Origin of the sequence: Actibacterium sp. MT2.3-13A (assembly GCF_018139985.1) — a bacterium.
GTDB lineage: Bacteria > Pseudomonadota > Alphaproteobacteria > Rhodobacterales > Rhodobacteraceae > JAGSOU01.
Genome location: NZ_JAGSOU010000006.1, coordinates 22173 through 34943, shown reverse-complemented (window position 1 = coordinate 34943; position 12771 = coordinate 22173). Strand labels below are relative to the sequence as shown.

13 protein-coding genes are annotated in these 12771 nt (G+C 67.0%); 10 read left to right on the top strand and 3 right to left on the bottom strand.

The features are described from left to right. The first annotated feature begins 43 nt into the window (after nt 1-43). Nucleotides 44-751: a Crp/Fnr family transcriptional regulator gene (locus KCI33_RS07170; protein ID WP_212524090.1), complete on the top strand. Its 708-nt coding sequence runs from the start codon at nt 44-46 to the stop codon at nt 749-751. Between the two features lie 138 nt (nt 752-889). Here KCI33_RS07170 and KCI33_RS07165 read toward each other — a convergent pair whose 3' ends face one another. The 3 genes from KCI33_RS07165 to KCI33_RS07155 all read right to left on the bottom strand — a co-directional run bounded on the left by KCI33_RS07165 (nt 890) and on the right by KCI33_RS07155 (nt 4809). Then, nucleotides 890-2806, bottom strand: a complete 1917-nt coding sequence (locus tag KCI33_RS07165) for a TRAP transporter permease (RefSeq protein ID WP_212524089.1) — start codon at nt 2804-2806, stop codon at nt 890-892. A 74-nt stretch (nt 2807-2880) separates the two neighbouring features. Further along, nucleotides 2881-3834, bottom strand: coding sequence for a TAXI family TRAP transporter solute-binding subunit (locus KCI33_RS07160; protein WP_212524088.1), 954 nt, complete (start codon nt 3832-3834; stop codon nt 2881-2883). A gap of 102 nt (nt 3835-3936) precedes the next feature. Beyond that, the gene (locus tag KCI33_RS07155) at nt 3937-4809 is read right to left on the bottom strand and encodes a fumarylacetoacetate hydrolase family protein (protein WP_249138960.1); all 873 of its coding nucleotides are present in this window, start codon (nt 4807-4809) and stop codon (nt 3937-3939) included. 155 nt (nt 4810-4964) lie between these two features. Here KCI33_RS07155 and KCI33_RS07150 point away from each other — a divergent pair, with 155 nt between their 5' ends. The 9 genes from KCI33_RS07150 (at nt 4965) to KCI33_RS07110 (ending at nt 12764) form a co-directional block, all read left to right on the top strand. Beyond that, nucleotides 4965-5639: an FCD domain-containing protein gene (locus tag KCI33_RS07150; protein ID WP_212524086.1), complete on the top strand. Its 675-nt coding sequence runs from the start codon at nt 4965-4967 to the stop codon at nt 5637-5639. Between the two features lie 236 nt (nt 5640-5875). Next, a complete protein-coding gene (locus KCI33_RS07145; protein WP_212524085.1) occupies nt 5876-6817 on the top strand; it encodes a LysR family transcriptional regulator in 942 nt (313 codons plus the stop codon). Between the two features lie 117 nt (nt 6818-6934). Next, entirely contained in the window at nt 6935-7966 is a 1032-nt protein-coding gene (locus tag KCI33_RS07140) for a C4-dicarboxylate TRAP transporter substrate-binding protein (RefSeq protein WP_212524084.1), read from the top strand. A 70-nt stretch (nt 7967-8036) separates the two neighbouring features. After that, complete coding sequence (locus KCI33_RS07135) at nt 8037-8558, top strand: TRAP transporter small permease (protein ID WP_212524083.1); 522 nt, start codon at nt 8037-8039, stop codon at nt 8556-8558. Next, nucleotides 8555-9865 carry a TRAP transporter large permease gene (locus KCI33_RS07130; protein WP_212524082.1) on the top strand — a complete coding sequence of 437 codons (1311 nt, stop codon included), beginning with the start codon at nt 8555-8557 and terminating at the stop codon, nt 9863-9865. The genes KCI33_RS07135 and KCI33_RS07130 overlap by 4 nt, the downstream gene beginning before the upstream one ends. Further along, the gene (locus KCI33_RS07125) at nt 9862-10533 is read left to right on the top strand and encodes a glutathione S-transferase N-terminal domain-containing protein (RefSeq protein ID WP_212524081.1); all 672 of its coding nucleotides are present in this window, start codon (nt 9862-9864) and stop codon (nt 10531-10533) included. The genes KCI33_RS07130 and KCI33_RS07125 overlap by 4 nt, the downstream gene beginning before the upstream one ends. Beyond that, nucleotides 10526-11089, top strand: coding sequence for a carboxymuconolactone decarboxylase family protein (locus tag KCI33_RS07120; protein WP_212524080.1), 564 nt, complete (start codon nt 10526-10528; stop codon nt 11087-11089). Before KCI33_RS07125 ends, KCI33_RS07120 begins: the two co-directional genes overlap by 8 nt. Next, complete coding sequence (locus KCI33_RS07115) at nt 11086-11964, top strand: amidohydrolase family protein (protein WP_212524079.1); 879 nt, start codon at nt 11086-11088, stop codon at nt 11962-11964. The genes KCI33_RS07120 and KCI33_RS07115 overlap by 4 nt, the downstream gene beginning before the upstream one ends. Beyond that, the gene (locus tag KCI33_RS07110; protein ID WP_212524078.1) at nt 11964-12764 is read left to right on the top strand and encodes an SDR family NAD(P)-dependent oxidoreductase; all 801 of its coding nucleotides are present in this window, start codon (nt 11964-11966) and stop codon (nt 12762-12764) included. The genes KCI33_RS07115 and KCI33_RS07110 overlap by 1 nt, the downstream gene beginning before the upstream one ends. Nucleotides 12765-12771 lie beyond the last annotated feature (7 nt).

Here is a 12771-nt window from a genome sequence, read left to right as displayed (position 1 = left end):
GACCCCACGCCGCGGAAACAGCGAGGCGCTTCGGCGAGACGGCATGAAGAAGCATGAGCAACGGGAGGTCGCCAGAACCTCCCTCCTGCTGCGGAGCCTGCCGGACGATATTTCCGACGGCATGCTGGACGCGGCGCATCGGATGGAGGCCGGCCGCGGCGATACCCTGTTTCTTCAGGGCGAGCCCGCAAGCGCGATCCACATCGTTCTGGAGGGATGGGTCAAGCTGTACCGCATTTCGCCGAACGGCAGCGAGGCGGTGGTGAGCGTGTTCACCCGGGGCGAAAGTTTCGGCGAGGCCGCGGCCCTGCGCGCCCTTCCCTATCCGGTGTCGGCCGAGGCGGTGACGGATTGCCAACTGCTCCGGATCCCCGCCGGCGCGCTGGTTTCGGTCATGAAGGAACGCCCCGAGATCTGCCTGTCGATCCTCGGCTCGACCTTTCAGCACCTGCATTCGCTGGTCAATCAGCTCGAACAGATCAAGGGCCAGACCGGCGCGCAGCGGGTGGCGGAGTTCCTACTGGAGCTTTCCGATCGCAAGGCCGGCGGCTGCACCGTGACGCTGCCCTATGACAAGATGCTGATCGCGGGCCGCCTCGGCATGAAACCGGAAAGCCTGTCGCGCACCTTTTCCAAGCTCCGCGCCCTGGGCGTGAGGATCGCCGGGAACTGCGCCGTGATCGAGGATGTGGCGCGCCTGCGGGACTATACCGAAGAAGACCCCGCCGCGGCGTGGAACAAGGGGCCCTGACGCCCGCCGCGGCGCGGAAAGCGGACACCGGGCTTTTCTCAGGCGGTCTGTGGCCCGGCCGCCCGATGGCTCCGGGCGGACCGGGCGCGTTTCCGCGCCACTCCGCGCGACGCGCGGTCGACCCTGCGCCTCGCGCGTCTACCCCGCAAGATCCCGCCGCGCATTCCGCGTCATTGACACAAGTGCGACCGCGGCCACGCCGACGCCGATGCCCAGCAGATCCACCAGGAACGCGCTGGGGAACAGCAGCATCACGGCGGACACGCCGAACAGCGCGCGCACGAGTGCCGTCACGCGCCCACCCACCGGCGCGCTGCCCTGCAGGGCAATGGCCAGCAGGACGCTGCCGCAAGCGTAGAGGGTGCTCGCGTAGAGGATCTCGGTCCAGTGCCCCTGCAACAGGATCTCCGGAACATAGACGAAGGTGAACGGCATCAGGACGAGCGTGGCGCCGAATTTCAGCGCGGCGAACCCGGTCTTCATCGGTGGCGCGCCGGCGATCGCGGCGCCGGCGAAGGCCGACACGCAGACCGGCGGCGTGATGTTCGACAGGCAGGCGGCGTAGAACACCGCCAGGTGGGCGGCGACCGTCGGCACGCCCAGCTGGATCAGCGCCGGCGCCGCCACCACCGAAAGGATGATGTAGGAGCCGGTGGTCGACGAGCCCATGCCGATGACGATCGAGACCAGCGTGACCAGCACCAGCGCCAGGAAGAGATTTCCGCCGGAGAAGTCGATCAGCACCGCCGAGAACTTCAGGCCCAGTCCGGCCAGCACGATGCCGCCGATGATCACCCCGAGCGTGCCGATTGCGGCGCCGGCCGAGGTGTTGCTTTGGGCCCCTCCCACCAGGGCCTGGGCCACGTCGGACGGGCGCATGCGGGTGGCCTTTTGCCGCCAGGACAGCACAGCGGCGCTGACAGTGCCCCAGAAGGCGCAGAACTCGGCGGAATAGCCCCAGAACAGCAGGCCGATGACCACCACCAGCGGCATGAAGAAATGCCACCCCTGCGCGAGAACCTTGCGGAGGCTTGGAATCTCCTTCTCCGGCAGGCCCTTCAGGCCCAGACCGACCGCTTCGAGATCGACCATCGTCAGAAGGAACAGGAAGAAGATGAGCGCCGGGATCACGTTGATCAGGGCAATCGTGAGGTAGCTGGTCTCGGTCAGGGTGGCCAGGATGAACACGCCGGCGCCCATGACGGGGGGCATGAACTGGCCGCCGGTCGACGCGATCGCCTCGATCGCGCCGGCGTGGTGCGGGCGGAAGCCCGTGCGTTTCATCAGCGGGATGGTGAAAGATCCGGTGGTCACGACATTCGCCACCGACGAGCCGGAGATCGAGCCGAACAGCGCGGAGGTCAGCACCGCCACTTTCGCCGGGCCGCCCCGCCACTTGCCCGCGACCGCGGTACCCAGATCCATGAAGAAGGCGCCAGCGCCCGAGCGTTCGAGGAAGGCGCCGAAGATCATAAAGGGGAAGACGAAGGTCGCGAAGGTCGCGGTCACGACGCCGAACAGCGCCTCCTGCGTCGAATAGGTGAACTCGATGATGCGCTCGACGCTCATGCCGGGATGCGCCAGCTTCCCCGGAAGATGCTGGCCGAAATAGAGCTGGCACAGGAAGACGACGGCAAGGATCGAGATGATCGGCCCGAGCACGCGCCGGCTGGTCTCAAGCATCATGGCGATCGCGATGGCGCCCATCACCAGGTCGGCCTGGTTCGGCGAAGACACCCTGAAAATTGCATAGCTGACGTATTGATCGATCCAGTAGCCCATCGAAACCACGGTGAGGGCCACGAGCCCGAGGTCCACGATGCTGGGCCGGTCCTTGGGCGAGGCGCGGTGGGCCGGATAGAGCAGAAAGACCAGCACAGAGGTGAGCATCAGGTAGACGCCCCGGTTGCTCTGCGTGGAGACCAGTCCGAAGCCGGAGGTGTAGAGGTAGAACAGCGAAAACCCCATTGCGGTGAGGTTGAACGCAAGCGCCCAGATCCCCGAGAGGCTGCGCTTGGAGCTCTCAACGCGGAACAGCCACGCAAAATCGGCCATGCAATCTTCCTGTTGGTATGAGAGAGGGTGCCCCGGCCAGGCGGCCGGGGCGGAGGTCCGTCAGCGCGCCGGGTTTATTGCGGCCACTGCCCTTTTTCGCGGTAGTAGGCTTCCGCCCCCGGGTGCATGGGTGCGCCGAGCTTGAGGAAGTTCTCGATGTCGGGCTTCATCTGCGCCCAGGCCTTGTGCCCGGCCGCCAGCGCGTCCTGCTTGTCATAGGCGGCGGCGACCATCTTCTTCACGACGTCCTCGGCCACGCGCTCATGCGCGACCCAGTAGACGGTGGTGTAGGGCATATCCGTCGCCGGCACGCCCTTGTAGGTCGTCTCGGGCATCGTGCCGGTATGGTAGAACGGATAGGTCTCGGAGATCGCGCCGAGCTGCTCCGCCGAATAGGGCAGAACGCGGATGTCGCGCGTCTCCGCCAGTTCCGTGACCGCCGCGGCGGGCGAGGAGGACTGGCAGAAGGCGTCGATCTGCCCGTTGGCAAGCGCACGGCCCGCATCGGCGAAGGTCATCATCTGCGGCTCGATCTTGTCGATCAGGCCGACCGCCTTGAGGATGTTGGAGCAGTTGAACACGGTGCCCGATCCCGGCGGGCCCAGTGCCACCTTCTTGTCGGCGAGGTCGGACAGTTCCTCGATGCCGCTGTCGCCGAGGGTGACGAAATAGGTCGGCCCCTCATAGGCCATCGCCACGCCGCGCAGCATGGTGCCCTTGTCGCCGCCCGCGAACGGCCCCTCCGGCGTCTGCGACATGTAGACATGGCTGCCATAGACGATGCCCATGTCCAGCTCGCCCTTGATCAGGCGCTTGGCGTTCTCAGTGGAGCCGCCGGTGGTCACCTGCGTGATGTTGATGTCGGGCAGGTCCTTGCCCAGTTCGGTGCCGGCGACGCCGACCATGTAATACATCACGCCGCCGGGGTTCGAACCGCCCCAGGCGACCTCCGTCGTTCCTTCGGAAATGGCCGGCCCGGCGATCGCGGACGCAACCGCCGCCGACATGGCGAATATCGCGTGTTTCATGTTTCTCTCCTCCACTGTTTTGGGCGTTTTGCCCGGCCGGCAGCAAGCCGGCCTTCGTTGATCGACCCCATTCTTCCGGGGGGCGTGACACGGGTTTCCCGTTCAGGAATTCCGGCGCTTGCAGCTGTTTTTCAGAACGCCGATGCCGCCGATCTCCACCTCGACCGCATCCCCAGGCCGCAGGTATTTCGGCGGCTCGAAGCCGATGCCGACGCCCGCAGGCGTGCCGGTGGCGATCACGTCGCCCGGCTTCAGCGTCACCCCAGCCGAGATCGTGGCGATGATCGTGGGGATGTCGAAGATCAGCAGGCCGGTGTTCGAATCCTGGCGCAGATCGCCGTTGACCCAGCACCGAATGGGCGTGTCGGAAATGTCGATTTCATCCCGCGTCACCACATAGGGCCCCATTGGGCAGAACGTGTCCTGCGACTTGCCCACGAGCCACTGGCTGTAGCGGCCCTGCAGATCCCGGGCGGTGACGTCGTTGATGATCGTGTAGCCCCAGACATGATCCATCGCCGCCTCGGGCGAGATCCCGCGGCCGCCCTTGCCGATGATCACGGCAAGCTCGGCCTCGTAGTCGATCGCCTCGGACACGTCCGGGTCGATCACGATGTCGGCGCCGGGGCCGACCACGCAGTCGGGCACCTTCGAGAAGATGATCGGATCCTGCGGCACGGCGCCTTTCGCGGCGCTCGAATCGAAACCGCTCTTGGAGAATTCATGCGCGTGCTCGAAGTAGTTCTTGCCGACGCAGAAGATGTTGCGGGCAGGGCGCGGCAGCGGCGCCTCGAGGCTCACCTCCGACAGCGGAACGGGCAGGCCGGTGGCCGGCAGGGCATCCAGCCCGACAAGGCTGGCCACCCCAAGCTGCGCCTGATCCTCGCGCAGGTCGAAGGGCGCGACGGTGCCACCCGCCTCATCCACCACGCCCACGTTTCTTTTTCCCTTGTGCTGGTATGTCGCGAGCTTCAACTGCCCCTCCAATCTTGCCCTTTGGATCACTTTGGTCTCACAAAGGTACACAGGTATCGCGCACCTCGCAAGTGATTCAGGCGACTTCGGATGCAAACTTGCAGTTTGCGCGCCTCTCGCTATACTTGGATCATAATTGGCTCAAGGATGTGAGAATGCGCGGGAACGCGGACGGAATTGCTGAGGATCTCCGGCAACGCGTGGAGGCGGGAGAATGGTCGGGGGGCGCAAGGCTGCCGACGGAGCGAGACCTCGCCGCCGAATACGGCGTGGCGCGAAACACGGTGCGGCGGGCGTTTGACCGGCTTGAGCAGGACGGGATGCTGTCCCGCAAGGTGGGCCGGGGCACCTATCTCGTGCAACAGCCGACGGAGGGCATTGCCGCGATCATCCGGAGGATGGAGGGCACCTCGCCCGCCGACATGATGGAGGTCCGGCTGCTGCTGGAACCTGCGGCCGCCGCCTTCGCCGCAACGAACGCCAGCGCTTCGGCCCTTGGCGCCATCGCGCAGGCGCATCAGCGCGCCATCGCCGCCACCGACATGCCTGACTTCGAGGCATGGGACGCGGAGTTTCACCACCAGATCTTCTCATGCACGCGCAACGATCTGCTGCGCGAGTTCCATGAGGTCCTGCGCTTCCTTCGCGACCAGCCGAGGTGGTTCGAAATGAAGCAGAGGACCTTCTCCGAAGAACGGCGCAGGCTCTATTGCGTGGAACACGGCAAGATCCTCGAGGCGCTGAATGCCCGCCACCCGGAACAGGCGGCCGCGGCGATGCGCGCCCATCTGGTCAGCGTCCAGCGGAACCTGTTGGGGCGACCGGAGTGACGCGGCCATTGGGGCGCCGGATTTTCGGTCATGGCGCACACCCCGCCATTGCTGGCGAACACGGGCTCATCCGTTCCCCGGACCGGCCCGCAGCCCGCCGGGATCACGCCGGGCGCGCGGGGTGAACCCGCCGCCGGGCCATCCCGTCGGTCAGGGGGCCCTTTTGCAGACTTCTAAGCACGATCCGTTTCCTTGATACTGGATGACCGGGCGGGGCAGACCGAGGGAAACACGCCATGAACAGAATCAACGCGCCGTCGCAGGACTGGCAGCCTGAACTGCGGGCGCTGCGATATTTCCTGTGCGTCGCCGAAGAAAAGAACATGACCCGCGCGTCCAAGCGCCTGCGCATCGCGCAGCCCGCGTTGAGCCGCCAGATCGCCCGGCTTGAGGCGGAACTCGGCGTGCCGGTCTTTCATCGGACCGCGCGCGGAATGGAAGTGACCGAGGCCGGGGAGATTCTGCAACGCCGCGCCTATGCCATCATGGCGCAGGTCGCCCAGGCCCATCACGACGTCACCGCCCATGCCGACAGGCCGCGTGGCGTGGTCGTCGTCGGCATGCCGCCCACCCCGGGCGAGTTCATCGCGCCGCCGCTGCTGGCGAGGATGAAGTCGCAATACCCCGAGATCGAGCTGCGCTTCATCGAGGGCTTCAGCCGGGAGCTGGAAACCCGGCTGGCGCGCGGCGAGATCGGCCTGGCCGTCATGCACGACGCGCCGGTGCAGGATGACATCGTGATTTCCGAACTTCTGGTCGAGCACCTGTATGTCATCGGACCCTGCGGGTCGCTGGACAGGCCGGAATACTCGCTGCGCGAGGCGGTGGCGCTGCCGCTGGTGATGCCCAGCCGGCCCAACTACCTGCGGATTCTCGTGGACAAACACGCCGACGCCATTGGCGCCGAGCTGAACATCGTCCAACGCGTCGACGGCGTGTGGCACCTGAAATCGCTCGTCCGACACGGTCACGGCTTCACCATCCTGACCTACGGGGGCGTATTGTCCGAGGTGCAGAGCGGCACGCTGGAAGCCCGGCCCATCACCGACCCGCGCATCGACTGGACGCTCTGCGTGGCCACCAAGGCCGACCAGCGCCGCAAGAAGGCGATCCAGGTGGTCGAGGCCGTCACCAAGGACATCGTGAACGACCTCGTGCGGCGCAAGATCTGGCGCTGACCAATGCCGAAAAGGCATCGAAGGAATGACATTATAGTATTTGAAATATAGCGGGGCAGGCGCGATGGTTTGCCGCATGGGCGCGGGAGGAACGGCCCGAAACAGATGGGAGGAACCATGAATTACGCGAACATTCTGCGGTCGACGGGCCTGGCATTCGCCGCGGCCGCCGGCCTTGCGTGCGCAGCGAATGCCGAGACCTACAAGTGGATCACGTTCAAGCCTCAGGGCGCCGGCGACGCGCAGGCGATTACCACCCAGTGGCTGGTGGACGAATTCGAGGCGCGCACCGGCGGCAAGCACAAGATCGAGGTCTTCTGGGGCGGTTCGGTCGCCAAGACCCGCGAAATCCCCGAAGCCCTCGGCGCGGGCGTGGGCGATTTCGGCGACATCATCACGCCCTATTTCCCCGACATGCTGCCGCTCAACAACGCGGTGGGCTTCTTCATTCCGCAACCCATGAACACGCTCCAGGTCGGCCAGTTCATGGAAGAGCTGCACGCCACCTACCCCGAGTTCAAGCAGGAACTGGCGAACAACAACCTTCATGCGTTCGGCTTCCGCCCGCTGGAGGATTACGGCATGCTCTGCACCAAGCCGGTGCGCACCGTGGCCGACATGAAGGGGCTTCGCATCCGCTCCTACGGCTTCGCCTATCCCAAGCTGATCGAGGCGCTGGGCGCGACGCCGGTGTCGATCGCCACCTCGGAAGCCTACGAGGCGCTTCAGCGCTCGATCATCGACTGCACGCCGATCGGCCCGGCGCTGGCGCGGGGCTGGAAATACGACGAGGTCGCGAAATACTACATCGAGATCCCGCTTGGGGCCTCCTTTGGCCATCTTCTGGCGATGAACCTCGACAGCTACAACGGCATGGATGACGAAACGAAGGCGGTCGTCGACCAGCTGGGCAAGGACTACCTCGTCGAATACGCCCGCGTACTCGACGAAGACGCCGCCCGCGTCCGCGAGCTGTGGAAGGGCGATCTGAACGTCGAAGTCATCGACTTCCCCGAAGATCAGCTGCTGGGCGTGATCGGGGACGCGGGGATCCAGTCGGTCCGTCAGGAATGGATCGACCGGGCCAATGCCGCCGGTGTTCCCGCGGACGAGATCGTTCAGCGCCTGACGTTCGGCAACCCGTCCTGATCCGCTGCAAGACCCAGGGGTCCGGCGCCAGCCGCCCGGACCCCTGAACGCACCCGCGAATGGAATTTCCATGCAAAGCCTCGAATCCCTGCGCCGTGGCTATGGCGCCCTTCTGACCCTGTGCGGCCTGATCGCCGGCGCGCTGACCTTTGCCGTCATGTGCCTGGTCGTCGCGAATGCGCTGCTGCGCTACGGCTTCAACACGCCCGTGGCGGGCACGCTGGAGCTGACCGAAAGCGCGCTGCCGCTGATGATCTTCCTGTCGCTGGCGCTGACCCAGTTCCGCGGCGGGCATATCAAGGTGGTGCTGGCGACCCAGCACATGCCGCCCGCCCTCGCCCGCGCGGCCGAGGTGCTGGCCATGACGCTGGGGGCGGCGCTGTTTGCCTGGGCCGCCTATGCGGGCTGGCTGATGGCGATGAAGAGCCTCGCCATGGGAGAGCTTGAGCGCGGTTCGATCCGCTTCCCGCTGTGGCCGGTGAAATTCGCGGTGTTCCTCGGACTTGCCCTGCTGGCGTTCCAGTTCCTGCTCGACGCAGTCTATTGCGCGCTCGGCGGCGCGCTGTCCGACCCCGAGGAGGTGCTGGAATGACCTCGCTCGTCATCGGCGGCATCGGGGTCGCGGCGCTGTTCGGCGCGATCCTTCTGGGCGTGAACGTGATGGTCGCGCTGGGGCTCGTCGGCGCGCTAGGGCTCGCCTCCATCGTCGGCTTCACCGCGGCGACGGCGATCCTGGGCACCGTGTTCTTCGACACCACCCACAGCTTCCATTTCTCGGTGATCCCGCTGTTCCTGCTGATGGGCTTCTTCGCAATGCGCGCGGGCCTGGGCGAGGACCTCTTCGAGGCGACCACCAAATGGCTGGGCAACCTGCGAGGCGGGCTGGCCATCTCCACCACGCTGGGGGCGGCGGCCTTCGGCGCCGCTTCGGGCTCGTCGGTCGGCACCGCCACCGTCTTCACCAAGCTGGCGCTGCCGCAGATGCTGGATCGCGGCTACGACAAGAGCCTCGCCTCGGCCTCGATCGCCATCGCCGGCACGCTGGCGGTGATGATCCCGCCCTCGGCACTGGTCGTGGTTTACGGCATCCTCACCGACAGCTCGATCGGCTCGCTGCTGATCGCGGGCTTCATTCCCGGCATCGTCTTCGCGATCGTCCTGTGCGTGGCGATCTGGCTGACGGTGCTGCGCCGGCCCGAGCTTGCGCCGATGGAGGCGCAGCACTTCACCCTGCGCGAGAAGCTGGCCTCGCTCCGGCTCGCCGGGCCCCTGGTGCTGATCATCATCCTGATCGTGGCGGGGCTTTACCTGGGCGTCTTCACCCCGACCGAGGCCGGGGGCATCGGCGCCTTCGCCACCTTCCTCCTGGCGATCCTCCGGCACCGCGGGATCCGGGGCGTCGAGCTGCGCAAGACCCTGCTGGAGACGATTCAAACCTCGGCCATGATTTTCGCCATCCTGATCTGCGCGCTGGTGTTCTCCAAGTTCCTGGCGCTGTCGGGCGTGGCCAATGCCGTCGGCGGATACCTGACGGGACTCGAGGTGAACCGCTGGGTCATCGTGATGCTCGTCTCGCTGATCTACCTCGCGCTCGGCATGATGATGGATGCGCCGGCGCTGCTGGCCATCACCCTGCCGATCACCCACCCGGTGATGATGCGCCTCGGCTTCGATCCGATCTGGTTCGGCATCTTCGTCGTGCTTCTGGTCGAGATCGGCGCGGTCACACCGCCGGTCGGGATCAACTGTTTCGTGGTGCAGGCGGCCTCGGAGGGGCGGGTGAGGCTGGAGCAGGTGTTCAGGGGGCTTGTCCCCTTCGTTCTGGCCGGCTTCGCGATGCTGGTGCTGCTGTGCCTGTTCCCGCAGATCGCCCTGTTCCTGCCGGAGACGATGAAATGACCGCGCGCGATGTCACCAACGCCGGGCCGACGCTTGAGTTGCGCGGCGCCGGCAGGGGCGGGCGGGCGATACTGCGCTCGACGCTGACCTCGCCCTATGGCCGCAAGGTGCGCATGGCGGCGCAAGTGCTGGGGCTGGCCGACCGGATCGAGGTGATCCCGGGCGACACCCGCGACCCCGAGGACGACCTGCGCGCGCAGAACCCGCTGGGCAAGATCCCCTGCCTTCTGACCGACGGCGAGACGCTGTTCGACAGCCGCGTGATCCTTGAGTATTTCGACACGCTCGCCGGCGGCGGGCGCATCATCCCGGCCTCGGGAAAGGCCCGGTTTCGATGCCTGACGGCCGCGTGCCTGGCCGATGGCGTAACCGATGCCGCGCTGCTGATGGTCTACGAGGGCCGTTTCCGCGCGCCCGAGCAGGTCTCCGAGGTCTGGCTGGAGCACCAGCGGGGCAAGGTGCTGCGCGGGCTCTCCGCGCTCAGCGACGCGCCGCCCGATCCAACCCATACCGACGCGGCCTCCATCTCGCTGGCCTGTGCGCTCGGCTATCTCGACTGGCGCCGGCCGGTGGACTGGCGCCCGCGCTGGCCGGCTCTGGCCGGTTGGCTCGATGCCTTCGCCGCCGCCGAACCTGCCTTTGACCTGACGGAGCGACCGCATGACTGACTGGCCCGCGCAGCGCCTTGCCGCGCCCGACCCCGCAACCTATGACGCGCGCCAGCGCAAGATCCACGAGGCCATCGCCAGCGGCCCCCGCGGCGGCGTGCGCGGCCCGCTCGCGGTCTGGCTGCACCGCCCCGAACTGGCCGCGCGGGCGCAGGAGCTGGGGCGTTATTGCCGCTACGACTCCGCGCTGGAGCCGCGCCTGTCCGAGCTTGCGATCCTCACCATGGCGCGCCACTGGGGCGCGGAATACGAGTGGTTCGCCCACAAGCCGCCGGCGCTGAAGGCGGGGCTGTCGCCCGCGGTGATCGAGGCCCTCCGCGCCGGCTCCGCCCCTCCCTTCTCCGATGACGAAGAGCGCATCGTCCACCAGTTCGCGCGCGCCGTGCTGGAGACCCGGCAGGTTCCGGACGCCCTGTTCGCCGAGGCCGAGGCGGCTCTGGGCACCGCGCGGCTCGTCGATCTGGTCGGCGTGCTGGGCTACTACACGCTGATTTCGATGACGCTCAACGTCTTCCGCATCTCCCCCCCTGACGACGCCGAACGGGAACTCTCATGAACGACGCTGCAATCACCTGGAACCCCAACCCGTCGAAACCGCGGCTGAAGCTGCCCGAGGGCGCGACCGACACCCATGTGCATGTCTTTGGGCCGGTCTCGCGCTTTCCCTACGACCCCAAGAGCGGTTTCAAGCCGGGAGACGCCCCCAAGGAGCAGCTGTTCGCCCTGCACGACATGCTCGGGATCGACCGTTGCGTGATCGTGCAGTCGGGGTGCCACGGCTATGACAACTCGGCCGTGGCCGATGCCATCGCCGCCCGCCCCGGCACCTATCTGGGCATTGCGCTGGCGCCGCCCGATGTTGCCGACGAAGATATCCAACGGCTCAAGCGCCAGGGCTTCCGCGGCATCCGGTTCAACTACATGGCGCATCTCGCGCCGGGCGCCACGGCCGAGCAGCTGCGCGCCCTCGCGCCGCGCCTGGCCGACGCGGATTGGCAGCTGCTGGTCCACATGGAGGCCGGCCTGATCGCGGACATGGCCCCGGTGCTGGCCGATCTGCCCTGCCCGGTGGTGATCGACCACATGGGGCGCGTGGACGCCTCGCTGGGCATGGACCAGGCCCCCTTCCAGCATCTCATGCGTCTGGGCGAGAAGGCGCATGTCTGGATCAAGGTCTCCGGATCGGAGCGATGCTCGACGCAGGAGCCGCCCTATGCCGACGCGACGCCCTTCGCGCGCAAGCTGGTCGAAACCTTCCCGGACCGGACGATCTGGGGCACGGACTGGCCACACCCGAACTATCGCGCCGCGCCACCGGATGACGGCATCCTCGTGGATTTGCTGCAGGACATCTGCCCGGACGAGACGGCGCTGCGGCGGCTGCTGGTGGACAACCCGGCGCGGCTCTATCGTTTCGGGGAGGAAATGTGATGGCAGGGCGGTTGCAGGGCAAGGTCGCCATCGTCACCGGCGCAGGCTGCGTCGGGCCGGGCTGGGGCAACGGCCGCGCGACCTGCGTGCGCTTCGCCGAGGAAGGCGCCCGAATCTTCGCGGTGGACCTGCGCGAGGAGACGATGACCGAGACGATCGCGCGCACCCGCGAGGTCGGCGGCGAGATCGAGCCGCATCTGTGCGACGTGACCGACGGCGCCTCGGTCGAGGCGATGGTCGCCGCCTGCATCACGCGGTTCGGGCGGGTGGATATCCTCGTCAACAACGTAGGCGGCTCGGCCAAGGGCGGGCCGGTTGAACTGGACGAGGAGACCTGGAACCGGCAGGTGGATTTCAACCTCAAATCCGTCTACCTAACCTGCCGCAATGTGCTGCCGCACATGGCCGAACAGGGGGCGGGCAGCATCGTCAACACGTCGTCCACCTCCGGGCTGCGCTGGACCGGCGCCGCGCAATGCGCCTATGCCGCGACCAAGGCGGGCGTGATCCAGTTCAGCCGCGTCGTCGCGGTGGAATACGCGCCCAGGGGCGTTCGGGTGAACACCGTCGTGCCCGGACAGTTGCACACGCCGATGGTCGAGGCGCGGCTGGCGGGCCAGCGGGCCGGCGGCGACGTGGACGCGCTGCTCGCCTCGCGGCTCGGGCGCATCCCGCTGGGCTGGATGGGCGACGGGCGCGACACGGCCAACGCGGCACTGTTCCTCGCCTCGGACGAGGCCCGCTTCATCACCGGCACCGAGATCGTCGTCGATGGCGGCATGAGCGTGCGCTGCGACTGAGGGGGAG